The organism is Paenibacillus lentimorbus NRRL B-30488, assembly GCF_000411595.1.
GTDB lineage: Bacteria > Bacillota > Bacilli > Bacillales > Bacillaceae > Bacillus > Bacillus velezensis.
Map to the genome: position 1 here is coordinate 88,754 of NZ_ANAT01000026.1, position 23,976 is coordinate 112,729.

The 23,976-nt window shown below is 47.3% G+C and carries 21 protein-coding genes and 3 pseudogenes; 4 read left to right on the forward strand and 20 right to left on the reverse strand.

What is annotated here, in order from left to right; all coding sequences use genetic code 11:
* Positions 1-9: 9 nt before the first annotated feature.
* The 7 genes and pseudogenes from D368_RS14550 to dnaE form a co-directional block, all read right to left on the reverse strand.
* Positions 10-393, reverse strand: a complete 384-nt coding sequence (locus tag D368_RS14550; RefSeq protein ID WP_012118168.1) for an FxsA family protein — start codon at positions 391-393, stop codon at positions 10-12.
* Positions 394-503: 110 nt separating this feature from the next.
* Positions 504-2,282, reverse strand: a complete 1,779-nt coding sequence (gene pyk, locus D368_RS14555) for a pyruvate kinase (protein WP_128574928.1) — start codon at positions 2,280-2,282, stop codon at positions 504-506.
* Positions 2,283-2,299: 17 nt separating this feature from the next.
* A complete protein-coding gene (gene pfkA, locus D368_RS14560; RefSeq protein ID WP_003152443.1) occupies positions 2,300-3,259 on the reverse strand; it encodes a 6-phosphofructokinase in 960 nt (319 codons plus the stop codon).
* Between the two features lie 190 nt (positions 3,260-3,449).
* Positions 3,450-4,426: pseudogene (gene accA, locus D368_RS14565) on the reverse strand (acetyl-CoA carboxylase carboxyl transferase subunit alpha).
* Positions 4,411-5,283 carry an acetyl-CoA carboxylase, carboxyltransferase subunit beta gene (gene accD, locus D368_RS14570; RefSeq protein WP_128574929.1) on the reverse strand — a complete coding sequence of 291 codons (873 nt, stop codon included), beginning with the start codon at positions 5,281-5,283 and terminating at the stop codon, positions 4,411-4,413. The pseudogene accA and the gene accD overlap by 16 nt, the downstream one beginning before the upstream one ends.
* A gap of 326 nt (positions 5,284-5,609) precedes the next feature.
* Positions 5,610-6,842 (reverse strand): NADP-dependent malic enzyme, encoded by a 1,233-nt coding sequence (ystJ, locus tag D368_RS14575; protein ID WP_007613079.1) that lies wholly within the window; start codon positions 6,840-6,842, stop codon positions 5,610-5,612.
* Between the two features lie 139 nt (positions 6,843-6,981).
* Positions 6,982-10,320, reverse strand: a complete 3,339-nt coding sequence (gene dnaE / locus D368_RS14580; RefSeq protein ID WP_101562337.1) for a DNA polymerase III subunit alpha — start codon at positions 10,318-10,320, stop codon at positions 6,982-6,984.
* A gap of 142 nt (positions 10,321-10,462) precedes the next feature.
* Between dnaE and ytrH the strand changes: the two genes are divergently transcribed.
* The 3 genes and pseudogenes from ytrH to D368_RS14595 all read left to right on the forward strand — a co-directional run bounded on the left by ytrH (position 10,463) and on the right by D368_RS14595 (position 11,600).
* Positions 10,463-10,804, forward strand: coding sequence for a sporulation membrane protein YtrH (ytrH, locus tag D368_RS14585; RefSeq protein WP_003152438.1), 342 nt, complete (start codon positions 10,463-10,465; stop codon positions 10,802-10,804).
* Positions 10,801-11,303 (forward strand): annotated as a pseudogene (gene ytrI / locus D368_RS14590) (sporulation membrane protein YtrI). Before ytrH ends, ytrI begins: the two are co-directional and overlap by 4 nt.
* A gap of 105 nt (positions 11,304-11,408) precedes the next feature.
* Entirely contained in the window at positions 11,409-11,600 is a 192-nt protein-coding gene (locus tag D368_RS14595; RefSeq protein WP_003152436.1) for a YtzJ family protein, read from the forward strand.
* A 17-nt stretch (positions 11,601-11,617) separates the two neighbouring features.
* Here the strand turns inward: D368_RS14595 and D368_RS14600 are convergent, their stop codons facing one another.
* Positions 11,618-12,559: a DHH family phosphoesterase gene (locus D368_RS14600; RefSeq protein ID WP_003152435.1), complete on the reverse strand. Its 942-nt coding sequence runs from the start codon at positions 12,557-12,559 to the stop codon at positions 11,618-11,620.
* Positions 12,560-12,675: 116 nt separating this feature from the next.
* Between D368_RS14600 and D368_RS14605 the strand changes: the two genes are divergently transcribed.
* Entirely contained in the window at positions 12,676-12,978 is a 303-nt protein-coding gene (locus tag D368_RS14605) for a YtpI family protein (RefSeq protein ID WP_003152434.1), read from the forward strand.
* A 28-nt stretch (positions 12,979-13,006) separates the two neighbouring features.
* On the opposite strand, the gene D368_RS14610 is transcribed toward D368_RS14605, so the two are convergent.
* The 12 genes and pseudogenes from D368_RS14610 to D368_RS14660 form a co-directional block, all read right to left on the reverse strand.
* Positions 13,007-14,323, reverse strand: a complete 1,317-nt coding sequence (locus tag D368_RS14610; RefSeq protein ID WP_003152433.1) for a CBS domain-containing protein — start codon at positions 14,321-14,323, stop codon at positions 13,007-13,009.
* 139 nt (positions 14,324-14,462) lie between these two features.
* Positions 14,463-15,149: a metal-dependent hydrolase gene (locus tag D368_RS14615; RefSeq protein ID WP_003152432.1), complete on the reverse strand. Its 687-nt coding sequence runs from the start codon at positions 15,147-15,149 to the stop codon at positions 14,463-14,465.
* 60 nt (positions 15,150-15,209) lie between these two features.
* Positions 15,210-15,977 carry an SDR family oxidoreductase gene (locus D368_RS14620; RefSeq protein ID WP_017418355.1) on the reverse strand — a complete coding sequence of 256 codons (768 nt, stop codon included), beginning with the start codon at positions 15,975-15,977 and terminating at the stop codon, positions 15,210-15,212.
* Positions 15,978-16,113: 136 nt separating this feature from the next.
* On the reverse strand, positions 16,114-16,242 hold the full coding sequence (locus tag D368_RS20250) for a hypothetical protein (protein WP_003152430.1): 129 nt from the start codon (positions 16,240-16,242) through the stop codon (positions 16,114-16,116).
* A 74-nt stretch (positions 16,243-16,316) separates the two neighbouring features.
* A pseudogene (gene argH / locus D368_RS14625) lies at positions 16,317-17,692 on the reverse strand (argininosuccinate lyase).
* Complete coding sequence (locus D368_RS14630) at positions 17,689-18,900, reverse strand: argininosuccinate synthase (RefSeq protein WP_003152428.1); 1,212 nt, start codon at positions 18,898-18,900, stop codon at positions 17,689-17,691. Before D368_RS14630 ends, argH begins: the two are co-directional and overlap by 4 nt.
* Positions 18,901-19,050: 150 nt before the next feature.
* A complete protein-coding gene (locus tag D368_RS14635) occupies positions 19,051-19,563 on the reverse strand; it encodes a MogA/MoaB family molybdenum cofactor biosynthesis protein (protein ID WP_101562338.1) in 513 nt (170 codons plus the stop codon).
* A 99-nt stretch (positions 19,564-19,662) separates the two neighbouring features.
* Positions 19,663-20,850, reverse strand: a complete 1,188-nt coding sequence (locus D368_RS14640) for an acetate kinase (protein WP_101562339.1) — start codon at positions 20,848-20,850, stop codon at positions 19,663-19,665.
* A gap of 292 nt (positions 20,851-21,142) precedes the next feature.
* Entirely contained in the window at positions 21,143-22,147 is a 1,005-nt protein-coding gene (locus tag D368_RS14645; RefSeq protein WP_128574930.1) for a class I SAM-dependent methyltransferase, read from the reverse strand.
* A gap of 61 nt (positions 22,148-22,208) precedes the next feature.
* Positions 22,209-22,712, reverse strand: coding sequence for a thiol peroxidase (gene tpx / locus D368_RS14650; RefSeq protein WP_007613091.1), 504 nt, complete (start codon positions 22,710-22,712; stop codon positions 22,209-22,211).
* Between the two features lie 115 nt (positions 22,713-22,827).
* The gene (gene ytfJ, locus D368_RS14655; protein ID WP_003152423.1) at positions 22,828-23,268 is read right to left on the reverse strand and encodes a GerW family sporulation protein; all 441 of its coding nucleotides are present in this window, start codon (positions 23,266-23,268) and stop codon (positions 22,828-22,830) included.
* A 12-nt stretch (positions 23,269-23,280) separates the two neighbouring features.
* Complete coding sequence (locus D368_RS14660) at positions 23,281-23,970, reverse strand: DUF2953 domain-containing protein (RefSeq protein WP_015417997.1); 690 nt, start codon at positions 23,968-23,970, stop codon at positions 23,281-23,283.
* Between the last annotated feature and the right edge of the window lie 6 nt (positions 23,971-23,976).

The following is a 23,976-nucleotide window of genomic DNA, read 5'->3' on the forward strand; positions in this document are numbered from 1 at the left end:
CTGCCGTTTTTATTTGATAATGATCCGCTTGTTTTTTGACATTCCTCTCAGCCATTTGAACAAAAGCGGCTTCATGCGGTTCCGAGTGAACGGAATCAGAAGACAGGCCCCTGCAATATCGGACAGAAAACCCGGAAGCATCAAAAGCAGGCCTCCGAAAAAGACGCATATTCCGTCAAGAAGCGCTTCCCCCGGCATTTTGCCGTGCTGCAGGTCGCGCATCACCCGATGATACACATCGGTTCCCTGTCTTTTTGCCACCAAAGCGCCTAACACGCCTGTCAAAATGATGAGAAGGAAGGTCGGAAAAATACCGAGCCATTTTCCCGCCAGCAGAAACAAACCGATTTCAATTGCCGGACACACGATAAACAGTAAGAATAACACTCTCATTTTTCTGCCCTCCTGCCCTTCTAAAAGCGCGTCACCGCCCGCATGGGAATAGGAAAATCAACCTAAAGACAAAAGAGAAGGGAGAACCCCCCTCTCTTTTTTAAAGCTGTTTAAAGAACGCTTGCGCGGCCTTCATACACAGCGCCGCGGGCAGCGTCAACTGTGATAACCTGTCCTTCTGTTAAAACTGAAGTTGCGTTCTCAAGGCCGACGATAACCGGAATGCCCAAGCTTAAACCGACAACGGCTGCATGGCTTGTCAGACCGCCTTCTTCAGTGATGAGCGCTGATGCTTTTTCAAGTGAAGCGATCATGTCGCGGTCAGTGCTTGAAGCAACCAATACTGCGCCGTCTGTCATTTTTTGTTCAGCTTCTTTCGCATTTTTTGCAACAACGACCGGACCGAATGCAGATTTGCGTCCGATGCCTTGTCCTTTCGCGATAATGCTGCCGACAGTGTGGACTTTCATCAGATTCGTCGTGCCTGATTCACCGACAGAACCTGCTGTAATGACAATTAGATCACCGCGTTTCACGATGCCGCTGTCAAGTGATTTTTGAACCGCGTCTTCAAGCATTTCATCGGTAGAATTCGCGTTTTGGCCGCTTGACGGGAATACACCGAATACAAGGCCGAGTTTGCGTGATACAGACTCATTAACCGTAACGGCTACAATCGGAGCCTGCGGACGGTATTTCGCGATCATACGCGCCGTATGGCCGCTTTCTGTAGGCGTCACGATAGCTGCCGCACTCAGATTGATCGCCGTGTGCGCAACTGATTGGCCGATCGCATCGGTAATCGTCATACCGACCTGATCTCTGCGTTTAGACAGAATTTCTTTGTAGTTCAGAGATTCTTCCGTGCGTGTGGCGATGTTAAACATTGTTTGAACCGCCTCAACAGGATATTGTCCCGCTGCCGTCTCACCGGAAAGCATGATCGCATCTGTGCCGTCGAAAATGGCGTTGGCAACGTCACTTGCTTCAGCACGTGTCGGACGAGGGTTGCGCTGCATGCTGTCAAGCATTTGTGTCGCAGTAATAACCGGTTTGCCGAGCGCGTTGCATTTTTTGATCATTTCTTTTTGCACGAGCGGCACTTCTTCAGCCGGAATCTCTACGCCTAGGTCTCCGCGCGCTACCATTAAGCCGTCAGATACTTCCAGGATCGCATCCAGGTTGTCCACGCCTTCCTGGTTCTCGATCTTAGGAATGATTTGAATGTCAGACGCGTTATGCTCTTCAAGCAGTTCGCGGATTTCCAGGACATCCGTAGAACGGCGTACAAATGACGCAGCGATGAAATCAACGCCTTGCTCGATACCGAATACGATGTCTTTGGCGTCTTTTTCAGTAATTCCGGGAAGGTTGACGCTGACGCCGGGAACGTTTACGCCTTTTTTATTTTTCAGCGTGCCGCTGTTTAAGATTTTTGTTTTGATTTCGTGTTTTTCCGGATTTGATTCCAGCACTTCCAATCCGATTAAACCGTCATCCAGCAGGATGATAGACCCTGCTGACACGTCGTCTGCCAGGCCTTCATAAGAAACTGAGAATTTTTCAAGCGTTCCCAGCACCTGTTTCGTAGAAACGATAATTTCATTTCCCGCCTGAAGCTCAAGCGCGCCGTTTTCCATATCGTGCGTGCGGATTTCCGGACCTTTCGTATCGAGGAGAATCCCCACGTTTTTGCCGAGCTTTTTGCTGGCTTCTCTGATGTTTTTGATTCTTGCGCCGTGCTCTTCGAAATCACCGTGTGAAAAATTCAGACGAGCAACGTTCATACCCGCTTCCATCAATTTTGTCAGCATTTCTACACTTTCACTGGCCGGACCGATTGTACAAACGATTTTTGTTTTTTCAACTCGTTCACTTCCTTCTGAAATCTTCAGCTTCTTCCGCCTTAAATAGACAGTTCTTTTGAAAGCTGATACATGTTTGGTTCAACAGTATGTTTTGATTCTAAAATTTCTATAATATCATGGTCTACAAGCTTGTTGTTTTGTATACCTACGCAGCGTCCGCCTTTTCCTTTAAGCAGAAGCTCAACCGCGTAAGCGCCGAGGCGGCTTGCAAGAACCCGGTCAGAAGCGCTTGGAGATCCGCCGCGCTGGATGTGCCCTAAAACGGATACCCGTGTTTCAAGGTTCGTTTCTTCTTCGATGCGTTTTCCGAATTCAACCCCGCTGCCTACCCCTTCTGCAACGATGATGATACTGTGTTTTTTGCCGCGGTCGTGCCCTCTCTTCAAACGGCCGATAATTTCCTCCATATCGTAGTCCGCTTCAGGAATTAAAATTGATTCCGCTCCGCCTGCAAGACCTGCCCATAAAGCAATGTCGCCCGCATGGCGCCCCATCACTTCAATAACGTATGTACGCTCATGAGACGTAGCGGTGTCACGGATTTTATCAATCGCATCAATTACGGTGTTTAACGCCGTATCAAATCCGATCGTAAAATCAGTTCCCGGGATGTCATTATCTATCGTACCCGGTACACCTACACACGGAAACCCGTGTTCCGTTAATTTTTTCGCACCCATGTATGAACCGTCTCCGCCGATGACGACAAGACCTTCAATGCCGAGTTTCTTTAAATTTTCGATTCCTTTTTCACGGCCTTCAACTGTTTTGAATTCAGGACATCTGGCCGTATACAGCTTTGTTCCGCCGCGGTGGATGATGTCACCGACCGAACCCAGCTCCAGTTTTTCTATTTTTCCGCTGATTAATCCTGAATAACCGTTATAAATTCCGTACACTTCGACGTCGTGGTAGATAGCTTTCCGCACAACCGCGCGCACCGCAGCGTTCATACCCGGGGAATCCCCGCCGCTCGTTAGTACTCCTATACGCTTCATTTCCTATTCACCTCAGCAACATATATATGTTAAACATATCATGATCATTGCCCTAAAACAATGAAAAGGGACGCCTGAGCTCCCATGAAACCTTACCTATTATACAATTAAATAAATTGTTTTTAAATAAAATTTAAGGAATATCACAAAAATCACAAAAATAAACGTGAGCCATAGGCTTCACGTCTATTCAGTTTACCCCGATATATTGATCCTCAACCGAAACTTTCCCGATTGCTTTATATTTTTCATAGCGCTGTGAGATCAACTCTTCGGCGTTCAATCGAAGAAGAGATTTTAACGTTTCTTTAAGAATACCGTCAATGTAGCCCGCCTGCTGCTTGATATCATGGTGAGCTCCGCCCTTCACTTCTTTAATCATATCATCAATAATTCCTAATTCTAATAAATCGGGCGCAGTAATCTTCATGGTTTCGGCCGCTTTTTCGCAAGGCTGGAATCTTTCCACAAAATGGACGCGGCTCCTTCAGGAGAAATAACGGAATACGTCGAGTTCTCAAGCATCAGCATGCGGTTGCCCACACCTAACGCAAGCGCGCCTCCGCTGCCGCCTTCCCCGATGACGATACAAACGACAGGCACTGTCAGGCCGGCCATCTCGAACAGGTTCTTGGCGATGGCTTCACTTTGTCCCCGTTCCTCCGCCGCTTTACCCGGGTACGCTCCCTTCGTGTCGATGAAGCAGATAATCGGGCGGTTGAACTTATCCGCCTGCTTCATGAGACGAAGCGCTTTGCGGTAGCCCTCAGGGTGAGGCATCCCGAAATTGCGGACAAGGTTTTCTTTCGTGTCTTTTCCGCGCTGATGTCCGATGACGGTGACCGGCATGCCGTGATATTTGGCGACTCCGCCGACAATCGCAGCATCATCTCCGTATGTTCTGTCTCCGTGGCACTCAAAAAAGTCGGTAAACAGGTATTGAATGTAATCAAGCGTCGTCGGCCGGTCGGGAAGGCGTGCGATCTGCACTCTGTCCCACGGCTTCAGATTTTTATAAATCTCATCCTGGAGCTTGCTGAGCCGGTCTTCAAGCCTTGCGATTTCAGCGCTTAAATCCATCTCCGAATCTTGGGTGAATTTTTTCAGTTCGGCGATTTTCGTCTGCAGTTCAATCACCGGTTTTTCAAATTCTAATCTTGCAGCCACTCATGCTCACCTCCTGTTTGGTGCATGTCCAGCAGAAATGCGAGTTTGTCTTTCATGTCGTTTCGGTGGATCACCGCATCAAGCTGGCCGTGCTTTAATAAAAATTCCGCCGTCTGGAAATCTTCCGGCAGTTTTTCCCCGATCGTCTGTTCAATAATACGTCTTCCGGCAAATCCGATCAAGGCGCCCGGTTCAGCGAAATTATAATCACCGAGAGACGCGAAACTGGCCGATACGCCGCCTGTCGTCGGATGGGTCATGACAGAAATAATCAGTCCCTGCTCCTCACTGAACAGTTTTAATGCAGAGCTTGTCTTTGCCATTTGCATAAGACTTAAGACCCCCTCCTGCATACGTGCGCCGCCGGAAGCGGTAAAGATGATAAACGGGACTTTTTCCTCTTTTGCTTTTTCAATTGCAAGCGTGATTTTTTCGCCGACAACCGAACCCATGCTGCCCATTCGGAATGTTGAATCCATGATCGCGATCACGGCAGGGAAACCGCTGATGGTTCCTTTTCCGGTAACCACCGCTTCATTCAGCGATGTTTTCTCACGGTCTTTTTCGATTTTTTCTAAGTATTCCGGGAAACCGAGCGGGTTTTCAGATATCATTCCCTGGTTGAATTCTTCGAATGAATCTTCATCCAGGAGGCTTTCAATGCGCTGCTTTGCATTCATCGGGAAATGGTGCCCGCAGTTCATGCAGACGCGCAGGTTTTTATCTAACTCTTTTGTGAGCATGATTTTTTTACATTTGGGGCACTTTGTCATAATGCCTTCCGGAACATCATGTTTTGCCTGCTCAGACGGCACGGAAGCATTATTTTTCTTTTTTGTGAATATATCCTTTAACAAATGATTACCTCCCTTTTGTGAAGGGTTCTCTTCACTGCATGTCTTCCGATTAGATAGACTTAATAATAACTTTACCGAAACTATTGTACTTTTTTTGTCAAACGGTGTCATCCTCCATTCGACATTTTTTGCTGCAAAACAGACGGAAACGGACGGATTTCATACCGTCAAAAGCGTTGTTCAGCCTTATCTGTCAGCGTTTTCAAAAGAAATAAGGATTCTGCTGAAATTTTTTTAAGACCTGCCCTTAAAAAAATGCCGGCAGTCCGTATATTGAACAGCAGCGCGTTGTTTTTCCAACGCGCTGCCATTTCATTTTTGTGTTATTATTCACCGATGACTGTGAGCTGTCTTGTTTTTTCAGCCACTTCTTCAGGATCGACCGTAATTCTGGCGACGCCCGTTTCCATCGCTGCTTTCGCAACAGCTTTCGCAACGGCAGGAGCCACGCGTTTGTCAAATGGAGCCGGGATGACATAATCAGCGCTTAATTCTTCCTCTGAAACAAGGGAAGCAATCGCTTCAACCGCAGCAATTTTCATTTCTTCGTTGATGTGAGTCGCGCGAACGTCAAGCGCCCCGCGGAAAATTCCTGGGAATGCCAGTACGTTGTTAACCTGGTTCGGGAAATCAGAACGGCCTGTTCCGATTACGCTAGCGCCGGCTGCGCGCGCGTCTTCAGGCATGATTTCCGGATTCGGGTTGGCCATTGCGAAGATAATCGGATCTTTTGCCATGCTCTCCACCATTTCTTTCGTCAGCGCGCCTTCAACTGATACGCCGATAAAGACGTCTGCATCTTTAATGACATCCTGCAGCGAACCGTCGTTGCGGTCTTGGTTTGTAAACTTGGCCACTTCGTTTTTCACCGCGTTCATGCCGGCCGGACGCCCTTCGTAAATCGCTCCTTTAGAGTCGCACATCACGATGTCGCGTACGCCGAAATGGTAAAGAAGCTTAATGATCGCGATGCCTGCCGCTCCCGCTCCGTTTGCCACAACTTTAATGGATGACATGGATTTTCCTGATAATTTCAGCGCGTTTACAAGTCCGGCAACGGTTACGATGGCAGTGCCGTGCTGATCATCGTGGAAAACCGGAATGTTTGTTTCTTTTTTCAGGCGCTCTTCGATAATGAAGCAGTTCGGCGCCGCAATATCTTCAAGGTTGACACCGCCGAATGTCGGTGCAAGCAGCTTCACAGTGTCAATGATTTTGTCCACATCGTTTGTGTCAAGCGCGATCGGGAATGCATCCACGCCCGCGAAACTTTTGAACAGCACCGCTTTCCCTTCCATGACCGGAAGTGAAGCTTCAGGCCCGATATTACCGAGACCGAGAACGGCTGATCCGTCTGTTACGACTGCTACCATGTTCCCCTTCATTGTATAATCATATACTTTATTTTTATCGTCATAAATCTCTTTACAAGGCTCAGCTACTCCGGGAGAGTAGGCAAGGCTTAAGTCGTCCGCGTTTCTGACTTCTACCTTTGCTTTTGATTCCAGCTTTCCTTGATTTACTTTGTGTAAATGTAACGCTTCTTCTCTTAATGACATTCTAAACACTCCTTTTAAGTACTTTGTTACATATTCTGCCGCATAGACTGGTACAATCGCTGGAGGTGAAAAATTTCAGAATCTTTAAATAAGATAGCACAATTGTTTCAATTGTATAACAAAACGATTATTGTTACCACTATTTTAACACGACGTTTTCACGGCCCAGCAGCTCTTTTAAACGGTATAACGCCTGATGGTCCGCCTGAATATGAAAAGTATCCGGCAGCCTGATCGTCTGCTTGTCTTTTTCATAATATAGATAAACGCCGGTTTCCCCTTTATGCTCCAGTAAAATACGCTTCATCTTTTCCAAAAACTCCTGATTGTGCCGGCTGCCTTCGATTTTGATGTAAACAGACGGCGCTCTGTCTGCCTCGGTCTGCTCAAGAAGAGAGGCGGATGACATGATGAATTGTGTCTTCTCCTGACGCTCTTCCATTTTTCCGGCGGCGAATAAAAGCGCGCCTTCTTTTAACAGCGGAGACAGCCTTCTATATTGGTCAGGAAACACGACGGCTTCCATTTCTCCCGTTTCATCGCTTAATGTGAGAAACGCCATATGCTGACCTGTCTTTGTCCGAATCGTTTTGATGCCCGCGAGCAAAGCGCCGATTGACAGCTGTCCCTTCGGCATCTGCCGCGCTGCTGTGATCGCTTGCGCCCCCCGTTTGTTCAGGAGATCCCTGAAAGCAGACAAAGGATGGCTTGAGAAATAAACACCGAGAGCTTCTTTTTCGAACCGAAGCTTGTCCACGAGCGGAAATTCCTCAGCCTCTACATATTTTGGCTTAATGGAGAACGATTCTTCCAAAAACAATCCCATTTGGTCATCGTCTGCACGAAAAAGTTCAGCGTGCTCTAAAGCCACATCAACGGAAGCCAGCAAGGCGGCGCGATTTTGATTGAATTCGTCCATGGCGCCAGAAAATATAAGGGCTTCGATGGTTTTCCGATTCACGCTTTTTGCAGGTACGCGAAAGCAGAAATCGAAAAGATCCTCGAACAGTTTATGTGTTCTTGCTTTATAAATATCTTTCACTGCCGAGACGCCTACGTTTTTAACGGCCCGCAAACTGTATCTGACGGCTCCGTTTTCCGGCGCAAACGGAAAACCGCTTTTGTTTATTGACGGCGGAAGGACTTGAATCCCGCTCCCCTTCGCTTCATGCAGATATTGCGATATTTTGTCCTCATTGCCGATGACGCTCGTCAACAGCCCGCACATAAAATATAACGGATAATGCGCCTTTAAATAGGCGAGCTGATAGCCGATCATGCTGTATGCGACAGCATGGCTTCTGTTGAATCCGTAGTTAGCGAATTTTACAATCAGATCGTAGACCTCGTTTGCAGTGACTACAGAATACTCCTTTTTTAAGCACCCTTCAACAAAATGGCTTCGCTCTCTGTCCAGAATGTCCTTTTGCTTTTTGCTGACAGCCCGTCTGAGCAGATCCGCTTCACCTAATGAAAACCCTGCCATGCGCGAGGCGATCATCATTATCTGCTCTTGATAGACGATGACGCCGTAAGTGTCACTGAGAATATTTCTTACGTCCTCGTGCGGCACTTCCACACGCGCGCGGCCGTGCTTCCGATCGATAAATAACGGAATATTTTCCATCGGTCCCGGCCTGTAAAGCGCGTTAACCGCGACAATGTCTTCCAGTCTTGACGGCTTCAGGCGCTTCAGCACGTTTCTCATCCCTGATGATTCCAGCTGAAAAATGCCCGTCGTATCACCGTTTGACAATAGCGAGAATGTTTTTTCATCCTGATAAGAAATCTCGGAAAAATCAATTTTCGTATTCGTCTCTTTTTCAATCATCGTTTTAATGGATTCAATAAGCGTCAGGTTGCGCAAACCTAAAAAGTCCATTTTCAAAAGACCGAGATCTTCCAGGTGATCCATCGCATACTGCGTTAAATACACGCCGTCATGCCCTTCTTGAAGAGGGACAACTTCCGAAAGCGGCTCTTTACTGAGAACGACCCCGGCCGCGTGTGTTGACGTGTGTCTCGGAAGACCTTCGATTTTCCTTGCGATCTGAAACACTTTATGAAGAACGGAGGATTCGGACAGCCGCCTGTTCAGCTGAGCGGACTGCCGCCTCGCCTCCTCAAGCGTCATTCCCGGTTTTGACGGAATCAGGCGGGCAAGCTGGTCGGCTTCTTTCGGGCTGATTCCGAACACTCTCCCGGTATCCCTTAACGCCGCCTTTGCGGCCAATGTCCCGAAGGTGATAATCTGGGCGACGTGCATGGCCCCGTACTTATTTTGCACATACTGAATGACCTCATCCCTTCTCGTATCAGGGAAATCGATATCAATATCCGGCATGCTGATCCGCTCGGGATTAAGAAATCTCTCAAACAGCAGAGAATGTTTAAGCGGGTCCACGTCGGTAATGAAAAGCGAGTAAGCGACAAGCGAGCCTGCCGCGGACCCCCTTCCCGGGCCTGTCACAATGCCCTTTTCATGCGCGTACTTCATAAAGTCCCATACGATGAGAAAATAATCACTGAATTTCATGCGCCTGATGACGTCCAGCTCATATTCAAGCCGGCGGACAGCCCGCTCATCAGGAGTGCCGAAACGGAGACGCAGCCCCTCGTGACAGACTTCCTCCAAATAGTCATCGGCTGATTTGCCGTCCGGCGCCGGAAAAGACGGAAGCTGTGTCTGTCCGAGGCTGACATCGACCCGGCATTGCCGGGCGATACGGGCGGCTGCTTCAATCGCTTCCGGATGCCGCGTGTAAAGCTCTGCCATTTCTTCAGGCGCCCTCAAGTATAAGTCCGGCAGATTCCCGCTCTGATCCTCCCATTTCTCTCCGGCTTTAATAGCGCACAGACAGCGGTACGCATCTTGATCTTCTTTCTTGATATAGCGGACATCCCCCGCAGCGCAGACAGCGATTTCCGTCTCGGCTGACAGGCGGAGAATCTCTTCTGATAACGTCTCATGTCCTTTAAACGGCTGGTACCCTAAATAAAAACGGCCGTCTCCGAACAGCTCCCGGAATCCTTCGGCAGCCCGGACCGCTTCTTCAAACTTCCCGGCTTGAAGCAGGCTTTCAATGTACCCGTTTTCACCGGGCGTAATGGCGATCAGCCCCTCATGATAGCTCTTCATCCATTTTCGCTTCATGCCGCCCTTGGCCATGGATTGCAGCGCACTTGAGATTTTCACCAGGTTCTGATAACCGGTGTTTGTCTCCGCTAAAAGAATGAGCGGGTGTGCTTCAAGCTCCGTATCGTCCGTGTATATAGAAGCCGTCAGACCGATAATGGGCTTAATTCCGTTTGATTTGCATGCTTTATAAAACTCAATGGCGCCGTACATCACATTTTCGTCCGTCAGCGCCAATGATGAATATCCGAGTTCCTTCGCTTGTGTAACAAGCTCTTTTACAGAAGCGGCGCTGTTTAACAGGCTGTAGCCGCTATGTACTTGCAGGTGAACAAAAGACAATGCCGCCACTCCTTTCCCATACGTTCATTTTGCCTTTCTACATTATAAGACGGGTTTTCTTAAGAAACAAATGTTCTTTTTTGACTCATCATCATACTTGTCCGTTTCGCTCAATATGATAGAAAAGTGAGGTGGTGTATATATGGATCAGGAAGCCGGCTTTATGGCGAATTTCATCAGCAGTTATTTTATCGCTCTCGGTGTGTTGCTCGGCGGCGCGCTGATCGGCGGCCTCGGAGCTTATTTATCAGGCGAGCCTCCGCTGACGGCGATCACAAAATTAGCGAACAGGCTGAAGATCTGGGCGCTTGTCGCGGCCATCGGGGGAACATTTGACGCGGTATACAGTTTCGAGCGGGGGCTGTTTGAAGGCAACACGCGCGACATCTTCAAACAGCTTCTTTTAATTATTTCAGCAATGGGCGGCGCGCAGACCGGCTGGCTGATTATTTCATGGCTGACCCAGGAGAATATGTCATCATGAGAATTCCAGAGTATTATAAAAAACCGGGATGGCAGCGTTTTTTTGCGGGAATGATGTGCGGAGCCATCGTCAGCTGGCTGTTCTTTCTGTTTACATACGGAACGTTTCAGGAAGAACAGGTGACGTTAATTGAAAAGCAGCGGGAGCACGCGCGGGATTTAAAAACCAAATCTCCATCTATCAGAAAGATCTTCATAAATTAAATGAGGATAATAAGCAAAGACTTCTCATCCAAAGTGTTGATGTGAAGCTGATTAATTGGGAAAAATACAGAATTGCCCAGCCTGACAAGATGAAATTTGAGGAGCAGGTGAAAGATAATATTTCTGAAGTCATCACAAAGGATATTGAAAGCGTGTATAAAACAAAGGAACTTTTAAAACGGACGATCGAAAACAAAATATACACCATAAATGAGAAGGAATTTAAAGCTGAAGTAAAGGAACTGACGATTTATACGAGATTGTCTGTCGAAATTCATATTTCTTTTGCGACGTAATTATGTCATTTTTAAAAATTTTCCATAGATCTGTCGCTTTTTTCTCCGCTTTTTTATAAACTGTAGATGAGACATTTTCAACGATTCTGAAGGGAGGAAGGGAAAATGGAGGTTTTTAGTGAACGCCGCTTGGCAAAAGATCATGCAGCCCGAATCAGACAAGGCTATTCCGCATATGCAGAAACAGACACACTCGCTTCCCTCATAAAAAAAGAACTCCAAATCTGTAATCTCCGCGTCTACGAAGACCTGACTGAATTCGGCTGCTGGTTCATCCCCGTGACAGATGAACACTAAGAAAGAGGGTCTCCCCTCTACTTGTGTTCGTTACATACCTCTTCCAGATCAGCAAGAATCTGATCGGTTTCATCCCAGCTGAAGATGGATGCGCCGGCCGCAAGCGGATGTCCGCCTCCATTGTATTTCCGGGCAATTCCGTTGATGACCGGACCTTTTGAACGGAACCGGACTCTGATTTGATCGTCTTCTTCTACGAAAAACACCCAAGCGCGGATACCCGAAATATTTCCGAGTGTTCCGACAAGCTGCGACGCTTCAGAAGCGGTGGTTCCATATGTCTCCAATATGTCTTTTTTAATGAAAACGGAAGCGACGCCGTTTTCAGACAGTGACACATTTTGATAAATAAAGCCGTTAAGCTTCACCACATTTAACTTTGTTTCATACAATTGATTGAACAGCTCTGACGATGAAAATGGGAACTCAATGAGCTCTCCCGCGTATTTTAATGTCTTTTTTGTGGTGTTCGGGAACAAGAAGCGCCCCGTATCACCGACGATACCCGCGTAGATCAGCTCAGCTGCTTTCGTATTCAGTTTCCAGCCGTGCTGCTTTCCTTCCAGGTACAGCTCATAGATCATTTCGCTTACGGAGCTTGCATTCGTATCGACCCATAACAGATCGCCATACGGATCTTCATTTGGATGGTGGTCTATTTTCATGAGCTTTGCGCCGGAATGGTAGCGCTGATCGTCGACCCTGCCTTGGTTTGCGGTGTCGCACACGATGACTAGAGCATCTTTATAGGTTTCGTCATCCACCTCATCGAGGGAATATAAAAAAGACAAGGACGGTTCAGGCTGTCCGACGGCAAAAATATTTTTTTCGGGATACGTTTCCCGCAGGATTTCCGTAAGGCCGCACTGCGAACCGTAGGCGTCCGGGTCAGGCCTCACATGTCTATGTAAGATAATGGTGTCATATAATGATATGGTTCTGATCAGTTCGGATTTCATCGTTTTCTCCTTTTCGTTTTTATTCATTTAATCATACTCTTTATCCATGGAAAAGGAAAATCTTTCAGCAACGGTATAAACGGTTTTGCAAACTCATATAATGGAGGATTTCATTTATGCTGGTTTTTGTTTTTCTCATCGGGCTTTCTGCCTGCTTTTACGTGTATTACAAAGTAAAAGGAATCCAGACGAAACGGGCGCTGGAGAAGGAATGTTTTTCGGCTAAATCAAGTATGGCATTAGGCGCGCTGGTGCTTTTGTACGGAGTAAACCAAATGATTCTGTTCCACTCCGTTCTGACCCTGGTCATCGGCGGCGTCTTCATTTTAATCGGAGCAGGCAGCGCATGGGCCGGGTATAAAGCCTATAAGCATTATGAGCCCATCCATGCAAAGGAAGCGGAGAGGGACCACGCATAATGAATGCCAAGGGACCCGGGTGTGTCCCTTAACTTCTCTCCATCAGCTGCACCATGAGCATCGCTTTTGAAACGATGCCGCTTTGGCTTGACACTTCCACTTCCATTTTCCCGAATTTCCGGCCCGCCTCTAAAATGCGCGGTTTTACTTCAATGACCGACTCCATCTGTACGGGCTTCAGGAAGAAAATCGTAATGCTTTCAATGACCAGCTCGCCGCGTTTGCGGGAGCGTAAAAATCGGCTGGCGGCCTGGGTTAAAATCGTGGTAAACACCCCGTAAGAAATCGTGCCGAGCTGATTGGTCATTTGCGGCGTGACTTCATATTGATAAACGGCCGGCGTTTTGTTATCTTCCTCTTCTTTAAATCCCCTTGAAACAATATCATCCAGCTTTTCCCCGACCTGAGGCTGCTTTTGAACCATTTGAAGCGCTTTTAAGACATCCTGGCGGCTGATCATTCCGATCAGTTTGTGATGCCCGTCTGTCACCGGAAGCACTTCAATTCCTTCCCAAACCATCATTTGAGCCGCTGAGGCGACAGATGTTTTCCCGATCACCGTGACAGGGTTTTTGGTCATTACTTTTTCAATGGGAACTGACCGGTCATGCCCCGCGATATCTTTCGGCGTGAGGATTCCGTGGATTTTCATCTGCTGATCGATAACCGGAAAGCGGCCGTGTCCGGTTTCATAGTTCTTTTCGTACCATTTCTCCAGTTTATCCTTAGGGAACAGCGTCACTGTCCGATCTGCGGGCGTCAAAATATCTTCCACGAGCACAATCTCTTTTTTTATGAGCTGATCATAGATCGCCCGGTTGATCATCGCGGCGACCGTAAAGGTATCGTAGCTCGTGGAGAGAATCGGAAGCTCAAGCATATCGGCCAGCTCGATAATGCTGTCATCGGTATTAAACCCTCCTGTTACCAAAACGGCCGCGCCTGCTTCAAGCGCCTGGCGGTGGGCGTTGATTCGGTTCCCGACGATTAACAGGTTCCCCGCGGCCGTATAACGCATCATCGCGTCAAGCTCCATCGCCCCGATCACAAACTTATTCAACGTTTTATGCAGACCGGCTTTTCCGCCGAGCACCTGGCCGTCTATCACATTGACGACCTCGGCGTATGTCAGCTTTTCAATATTTTCTTTTTTCTTCTGTTCAATCCGGATGGTCCCCACACGTTCAATAGTGGAAACGAATCCTTTGTTTTCGGCTTCCTTAATGGCTCTGTAAGCCGTTCCTTCACTGACTTTCATTTCTTTCGCAATTCTTCTGACCGAAATTTTTTCACCGACAGGAAGCGAATCTATGTATGATAGGATTTGTTCATGCTTTGTTGCCAAGCGTTTCACCTCTAAGGACAGTCTTCTGCTTTTATTATAAGGGTACGGGGGATTCATTCGCAATGAGACGCCCGAAAAAAGGCGGCATCACAAAAAAGACCTTCTGAATGCTTGATTCAGAAGGTCTTCGACACATATGTCAGGCAAGCTCAATGGTCTCACCGACCGCCATGACTTTGCCGACGCCTCCGGGCAGACTTTCTGCGAAAGCGTCAGGGTCCTGTTCAATGACGGGGAATGTATTGTAATGAACGGGGACGACCTGTTTCGCTCTCAGCCATTCAGCCGCGAGTTTCGCATCTTCAGGCCCCATGGTGAAGTTATCACCGATCGGCAGAAACGCCAGGTCAATGTGATTCAGTTCCCCGATCAGTTTCATATCTGAGAACAGCGCCGTATCGCCGGCGTGGAAAATTGTTTTGCCGTCAATCGTTAATAAAATCCCGGCCGGCATCCCGGTGTATGTGATGGTTTTGTTTTCTTCATCAGTGACCGCCGATCCGTGGAACGCCTGTGTCAGTTTTACTTTGCCGAAATCAAATTGGTGCGCCCCGCCGATATGCATCGGGTGGACCTTTAACCCTTTAAAGCCGAGATAAACGGCCAGCTCGTTCGGCGCAATGACGAGCGCATCGTTTTGTTTGGCGATCTGCTCTGTATCTCCGACATGGTCATTGTGTCCGTGAGTAAGCAGGATGACATCCGCTTTCACTTCTTCCGGTTTCAAATTTGTCAGACTGTTTCCGGTCAGAAACGGATCAAAAATAATGTTATGGGTTTTCGTTTCCACTTGAATGACAGAATGTCCGTGATAAGTCACTTTCATCGTTTTCACCTCATAAAAAATTAATATTTATCAAGTTCCCTTTTTGACAAACGAAAAAACTTACAGGGATTGATGCCTGTTAATCACATTCAGCCCGCCTGTTGCTTCAATGACCGTTCCGGTTACAAGATCGGAATCTTCTTCACATAAAAAGGCGATGATTCTCGCAATGTCCTCTCCGGTTCCGGACCTGCCGATCGGCGTCTTTTCTTTGCCGATTTTCCGTCTTGCTTCCTCTATAGACGCTTCTTTCATATCTCCTACAATATCGCCCGGGCAGACCATATTGGCTGTAATGCCTGATTCGGCTTCTTCAATCGCAATGGTTTTCGTTAACGAAGCCAATCCGACTTTAGCCGCTCCGAAAGCGGAACGGTGAAGCCAGCCGGGGGCATGGTCCGCTCCTTGAAAACCGTATGTAATAATCCGGCCGAACCGCTGCTGTCTCATGACCGGGATAACCGCTTTAAACAGATGGAAAACGGCGCTTAAATTCCCTTCAAGCATGTCATACCATTCGTCATCGGAGTAATCGGCAAGCTTTTTGCGCTCAAATATGTACGGCCCGGCATTGTTAATCAGTATGTCAATCCTTCCAAACCGCTGAAGGGCTGCATCGGCGATCCGCATGAGATCTTCTTTCCGGGTTACATCGCCCTTAACGAATTGCAATCTGTCATGGCACCCGGGATAATCCGCCTTCAGACAAGCGACCGCTTCTTCGTCCTGTCTGTAATTCACTGTGACAGAAAATCCTTTTTCCAGAAGCATTTCAGTCACTTTTCGGCCCAATCCCTTTGTACCGGCAGTGATTAGAGCATGTCGCACATTGAATACCCTCCCCAGGCAACGTAGCCGCTTCAATAAGATCAAGACGTTTCTCCCTCTACTTTACTATAAACAAACGGCAATATCACTTTTTTGCACTTCGTCTGCACGAAAAAAAGCCGTCTTTACAGACAGCTTAATTTTCTGAAGGAGCAGAGGCTTCCTCCATGCCGACATAACCGCTTTGGTATGCCTCTGAGATGAGCCTGGCCGTTTCTTCACTTTCTTTTTCATCATAGATGTAACGGTCTTGTTCTTTGCGCATTCCTTCTACCTCCCATCTTTTATAGATGTAGGGTGTCTGATATGATGGGAAAATATGAAGGAAATTTCAGCAAATTAAATGCCGGCGCAGGCTTTTGCTTTTACGAGCGCCTGTTCTACCTGCTGAAAACCCGTTCCGCCGGCGCTCATTCTTTTTTCAACCGCATGATGCGGATCTAGCACTGTATAGATATCTTCTTCAAAGAGACTGCTGGCTTGAAGGAATTCTTCAAATGCCATATCACTCAAATAGATTCCTTTTTCAATACAGCTGTACACAAGCTTGCCGACCACTTCATGCGCTTCTCTGAACGGCATGCCTTTTTTAGCTAAATAATCGGCAAGTTCCGTCGCGTTTGAAAAATCTTGTTTTGTCGCTTGTTTCATGATGTCTTTGTTTACTTTCATCGTTTCAATCATGCCCGTGAAAATCTGAAGGCTTCCTTCTACGGTTTTCACCGTGTCAAACATGCCCTCTTTATCTTCCTGCAGGTCTTTATTGTAAGCGAGCGGGAGCCCTTTCATAATCGTGAAAAGACCCATCATATCGCCGTATACGCGTCCGGTTTTACCGCGGATCAGCTCCGCCATGTCGGGGTTTTTCTTCTGCGGCATCATGCTGCTTCCCGTCGCGTACGTATCATCCAGTTCAATGAATCTGAATTCCTGCGAGCACCATAGAATGATTTCTTCTGATAAACGTGAAAGGTGCATCATCAGCATGCTGCTGCCGCTTAAAAACTCGAGAATAAAATCTCTGTCACTGACTCCGTCAAGACTGTTCTCATAAATGGAGTCAAAACCGAGCAGCTCCGCCGAATAGTTACGGTCTATCGGAAACGTAGTTCCGGCAAGCGCCCCGCATCCGAGCGGCGATATGTTAATCCGCTTCATAGCATCCCGAAAACGCTCTTTATCCCGTTCAAGCATCCAAAAATAAGCAAGCAGATGGTGGGCGAAAGAAATCGGCTGAGCCCGCTGCAAATGGGTGTACCCCGGCAGAATGGTCTCGACATTGGCCTCCGCTTTTTCGATCAGCGCTTTTTGGAATTGTTCAATCAGCACGATGATATGCGAGACATGATCTTTCAAATACAAATGCATGTCGGTCGCCACCTGGTCATTCCGGCTTCTGCCGGTATGGAGCTTGCCGCCTAGCGGTCCGATTTCTTCGATCAGCATTTTTTCAATATTCAAATGGATATCTTCATAATCAACAGAGAATTCAAGCGTTCCTTCCTCTGCTTTTTGCAGGAGGGTCTGCAGCCCCTGTCGGATGGCGCCTTCTTCTTCTTCCGTCAGAATGCCGCATTTTTTCAGCATTGCCGCATGAGCGAGAGACCCTGTAATGTCCTCTTTGACTAAGTTTTGGTCGAATGTGATGGATGCGCCGAACTCATCGACCCACTTTTCCGGTGTTTTTGAAAACGGCCTCCCCAAAGCTTCTTCATGCTTCAATCTGCTCCTTCTTTTTCACAATGCTGTTTACTTTTGTCGGCAGTCCCCAAAGCTCGATAAAGCCGATTGCCGCATGATGGTCAAACGCATCGTCTTTTGTATATGTCGCAAGTTTTTCATCGTAGAGTGAATATTCCGACTTACGTCCTTCTACAATGGCATGGCCTTTAAACAGCTTGACTCGCACAACGCCGGTGACGTGCTTTTGGGTTTCTTTCAGGAATGCAAGCAGCGCGTCTTTTAACGGCGAGAACCATAAACCGTTATAGATGATTTCAGACAGTTTTTGTTCAATTGCCGGTTTGAAATGGGCCACTTCTTTCACTAAAGTCAGATCCTCAAGCTCTTTGTGAGCCGTAATTAAAGTCATGGCGCCCGGGCACTCATAAACTTCACGGGACTTAATGCCGACCAGGCGGTTTTCTACATGGTCAATCCGGCCGATGCCGTGTTTTCCGGCAGTCTCGTTCAGCTTGAGAATTAAATCAGCGAGCGGGTAGGTTACGCCGTCGATTGAAACCGGAACACCGGCTTCAAATGCGATTTCGATGATTTCCGGAACGTCCGGCGTGTTTTCAAGAGATGCTGTCAGGTCATATGCCCCTTCAGGCGGCGCCGCCCACGGGTCTTCTAATATACCGCATTCATTGGCGCGTCCCCATAGGTTCTGGTCGATGGAATACGGGCTGTCAAGATTGATCGGAATCGGTATGCCGCGGCTTGCAGCGTATTCAATTTCTTCTTCACGCGACCATTGCCACTCACGGACCGGAGCAATGACCTCCAGATCAGGATTTAATGATTTAATGGATACCTCGAAACGAACCTGATCGTTGCCTTTTCCCGTGCAGCCGTGCGCTACGGCCACCGCGTTTTCCTTTTCCGCCACTTCAACGAGTTTTTTCGCGATTAACGGACGGGATAGTGCAGATACGAGCGGATACTTGCCTTCATACATTGTATGGGCCTGCATAGAAATGAGCGCGTACTCCCGGGCGAATTCTTCTTTCGCATCAATCACATACGAATTTACGGCGCCTACTTCCAGCGCTTTTTGCTGAACGAATGCCAAATCCTTTCCTTCCCCAACATCTAAGCAGCAGGCAACAACATCGTATCCCTGTTCTTGCAGCCATTTTATCGCTACAGAAGTATCAAGACCTCCTGAGTATGCCAATACAACCTTTTTTTGTTCTGCCATGTTAAAAGCTCCCTTTGTATAAAAATTAGTTTTAATTAATAAAAATACATTTTGTATGTATACACTGTAACAAGTAAATTCTGTTTTTTCAAGCCTTTTATAAAAAAACCCCACCCAATTTTTTGAGCGGAGCAAAGCCTTTTTATACATTTATAAATCTTTTCGGATTTCCCGGAGCATATGAGGCAGTTCAGGAATAATCAGTTTACTCATTGCAAGCTTTACGGCGCCTGAGGAGCCGGGCGTGCAGAAGACTGCGGTATTTCGGATCACACCCGCTGACGCTCTGGACAAAATGGCGGCGGAACCGATGTCCTCCGTATAGCTCAGCATGCGGAACAGCTCGCCGAATCCCGGGAGTTCTTTTGAAAACAGCGGCGTGACCGCTTCAATTGTGACATCCCTTTCGGCAATGCCCGTCCCTCCGTTTAACAGCACCGCATCTGTATATTCATCCATACAGCCGGATAAAACGGCTTTCTGCAATTCATCTTTTTCATCTTTTACAATGTCATAAGCGACCGTTTCAAATCCTGCTTCTCTGATGAAATCCATCATGACGCGCCCGCTTTTGTCGGTTTCTTTCGTTCTCGTGTCGCTGACTGTAATCACCTTGCAGCGCACGGCTGACGGGGCTTCTTGTTTATGTTCATGCACACTCATTGCTTCACCTCATCGTTTATGTATTAAACATATCGTAACGTTTGACTCTGGGGCATTCAATAAAAAAGCACACCCTAAAGGATGTGCTTTTTTCGATCATTACTGTGCAAGGCGGACAACGTCGCGTGCGATCATGACCTCTTCATCAGTCGGAATGATGATGACTTTGACAGGAGAGTGAGGGTAGCTGATAAACGCTTCCTCGCCGCGCACGTTGTTCAGCGCAGGATCCCAATATACACCCATGAATTCTAAGCCGCGAAGCACGCGTTCTCTGACTTCAACGCTGTTTTCACCGATACCCGCAGTGAAAATAATCGCGTCAACGCCGCTCATTCTCGCAGCGTAAGAACCGATGTATTTATGGATTCTGCTTGCAAACACTTCAAGAGCCGTTTCCGCTCTTTCGTTTCCTTCTTTTGAAGCTTCTACGATATCGCGAAGGTCGCTGGAGAAACCGGATATGCCAAGCAGTCCGCTCTTTTTATTTAACGTATTTAATACTTCATCTGCCGTCTGATCCGTTTTTTCCATAATGTACGGGATCAATGCAGGGTCGATGTTTCCTGAACGTGTTCCCATCGCAACACCCGCAAGCGGTGTGAAGCCCATTGACGTATCAATGGATTTTCCGCCTTCTACGGCCGCAATACTTGCGCCGTTACCGAGGTGGCAGGAAATCAGACGCAAATCTTCAAGCGGGCGGCCGAGAAGCTCAGCGGCGCGCTGTGTCACGTATTTATGAGAAGTGCCGTGGAAACCGTATTTGCGGATGCCGTATTTCTCGTAGTATTCGTACGGAAGGCTGTACAGGTAAGATTGCTCAGGCATCGTTTGGTGGAACGCCGAATCAAATACTGCAACCGCAGGTACATCCGGAAGCACTTCTTTAAAGGCTTTAATGCCGACGATGTGAGCCGGGTTGTGAAGCGGCGCAAGTTCTGAAATCTCTTCAATCTCACGGATTGTTTCATCCGTAAGCAAAACAGAATCGCTGAATCTTTCTCCGCCGTGAACCACACGGTGGCCGATTCCGTCAATTTCATTTAAATCCTTTATAATACCGAATTCAGTCAGCTTGTGAAGCAGCATCTTCACCGCAACCGCATGATCCGGAATATCTGTCACTTCTGTATTTTTTTCGCCGTTAACAGAGATAGTGAAAACGCTGTCGGCGATACCGATCCGTTCTACTAAACCTTTTGTTAGCACCTTTTCTGAAGGCATTTCGAATAACTGAAATTTTAAAGATGAGCTTCCTGCGTTAATTGCAATAATTTTAGACATAAATGACGCTCCTATCAAAATTCTTCTTCGTTTGTTCGTTCTTTTTTCCCAGACCATAACTGCGGTCCAAAAAATATCTGACTTTTCCATTTAAACATTGTCAACCCAGCATTTCAAGTCAACATCCACATTGGTACCGCTTACAACACGAAGTCGATATTTTCTGATAAATCTCATTTGTGCCAAATAGACGGCACGGCCTTACGGAATATTATTTTCTTTCCTTAATTTGTGTTTTCGCCCTGATTTCCATTCATTTTAAAAAGCGAAAAGCAGCGCGGGATTTTGCGTCTCACACTGCTTTTTCGTCATTATTTTCTTTTTGAATCCATTGATCCAATTTTGCCATCATCTCCCGCATCGCCTGCTGGTTCGCAAAAGAAGGAAGATTCGCCAAAAGCGCTTGTTTCGGCGGCTTTGTGTCTTCGCCTTTTTTCTGCAAGATTAAAATGCTCTTTGCCTGCGCTTCGTCTTTAAACATCGTAGCCGGCAGCTGGAGAAGGGCGTTGATATACACTTTTTCCGCAAAAAACCGCTTCAGTTTATCGCTTTGCGCGCTGTCAAACAGATGGTTCGGAATCATAAAAAATAAGTATCCGCCCGGTTTTGTATGTTTGACGCTCTGCTCAATAAATAAGTGGTGAGCAAATGAGTGGCCTTCATCCGCTTTCAGCTCAAACGCTTCAGCGCCTTCGTCATTCGGATAGTAGCCGACCGGCAAATCGCAGATAACCGCATCGGCCGGTTCGATAAATAACGGCTGAAGACTGTCCTGGCAGAACAGCTCCATTTCTTTTTCCTGCAGATTCGCCTGAGCATAAGCGATCTTCAGAAGGACATCGTCGATTTCAATGCCGAAGCTTTTTGCCGCTTTGTCAGAAAGCTGGTTTGCCGCGGTCAGCAGAAGATTTCCGGTGCCGCAGGCGGGGTCCAGCAATGTCAGGCCTTTTCGGCCGCCCGTAAATTTATTCACGAGGTAACTGATGAAAAGGCCGATCGTATCAGGCGTCATCTGTCTGTTCGGATGGGACTTATCTTTCAGTCCTTTTAAAATGGCGAGCTGGAACGCCTTGCGGATCCATTCATGCTCCCATTTTCTGAAGTCTGCTTTCGCAAGCAGGCTTTTAAGCTCGCCGGTGTGCTTTTCCTGAAGCGGAAGCTGGTCGGCCGTTTCAAGAAAATACATCTCTCCCGCCTCCGCAAGCCCCTCAATATAAGAAATCTCAAGGCCTTCTGCTATCACTTGGGCGGCTTCATCTAAAAGTTCATAAATCTGACCGACATGGTCGTGTTGCATGCTGTTTCCTCCTTGCCATGAAAAGAGCTCCGCGGCAGCACCCGGAGCTCTTTTTCTCTCTTTACTTGATTAACGCTTTTGCAGCTTCGATAGGCTTTTCATAATTCGGGTGGTTTGTCGCTTCGCTTACGTATTCCGCGTAAACGACTTTTCCGTCCTGATCAAGGACGAATACGGAACGTGCCAAAAGACGAAGTTCTTTGATGTGAACACCGAATGCTTCACCAAATGACATCTCTTTATGATCCGATAATGTTTCCACTTTATCAATTCCGTTCGCTCCGCACCAGCGCGCTTGTGCAAACGGAAGGTCGGCGCTGATTGTATAAACGTTCACATCACCGAGTTTTGCGGCTTCTTCGTTGAAGCGGCGTGTCTGCGCGTCACATACGCCTGTGTCAATGGAAGGAATAACGGATATGATCGTTACTTTCCCTTTCATATCTGCTAATGTCTTCTCTTCTAATCCGTTTGTCAAAACCGTGAAGTCAGGAGCTTGGTCACCCGGTTTCACTTCTTGTCCGATCAGCGTCACGGCTCCGCCTTTAAATGTAATTTCAGCCATTCTGATTCCTCCCTTTATCTATGTATAGCTCTATCATAGTCGAGTTTTATGCAAACTGCAAAGGTTATGCCGCATCGTAAAAAAAGCTAACTGCGGGCGGCAGTTAACTTTTCTGTTATAAATCGATATCCGTTCTTTTTTGGTTCCGGCCTTTTTCATTCTTTTTAAACATATGCTGGATGCGTTCAATCGTTTGAGGCGCGGAGTCTAACAGTTTATCAATCAGATGGGTGTTTTCGTCTAAATGAAGCATACGCACGCCGTTTGTTCCGACAATCAGAAACGCAATCGGCGTAATGGATACTCCGCCGCCGCTTCCGCCGCCGAACGGGAGCTTCTGCTCTTTTCTTTCATCATCATCGGTTCTTTTTTCAGCCGGCTTTCCTCCAAACTCGCTTCCGCCCGCCGCAAATCCGAATCCGACCTTTGAAACCGTTAAGATTACGCTGCCGTCAGGCGTTTCAACAGGATCGCCGATGATTGTATTCACGTCAATCATTTCTTTTAAATTTTCCATAGCGGTTTTCATTAAACCTTGAATGGGATGGTCTGCCATATGCGCTCCTCCTTAAACTGATGAATCATTCTTTGAAGCAACCGGAACCGGCTGTTTCTTTCGTATGATAGAAAGTCCGTTCCGCCCGTATTTGAGCAATTTGAAAGCTGCACCTATAAGATGTCCAAAACGAAAAAAGAATATACACTGCAAATGCGTCTTGGATGCAGGCACTTGAAAAGACGGAATGACTTCGCACACCGGTTTATGTATGAAACGCAGATGATCATACAGCATCGCCGTCAGGCCTCCCTTTACGGCCCACAATCCGCCGGCGGCGATTCCCGTAACGGCGGCGTCCTTTATTCCGATAACCGTCACCCATTCGAACTTCGTAACACGGACTCCCGCAAGAAATGAAGCGGCGATTTGGCGCATCTGAAAGACTTGGTGCAGAATCATTTCTATTCTGTGAATGCTCTGTTTGACATCTTCATATGTGATTTTTTTCTTCTCTTTTTTCTGACCTTTCATTTCTGATTTTGTGTCCTGTTTGACATCAATTGACGCGTCTTCGCTGTTTACTTTAATGACGGGCAGCGTTTTTTTAATACGGATCAGCCCGTATAAGGCCGAGAGTTTAAACGTCAGTTTGTCGTTATCTTTATCGTGAAGATATTCGAAAGTCAGATGGATTTTCATCCTCATGAGCAGCCAGGCCAAAATGAGAATGAGAATAACAGCTGCTGCGGCATATCCCATAAGCTT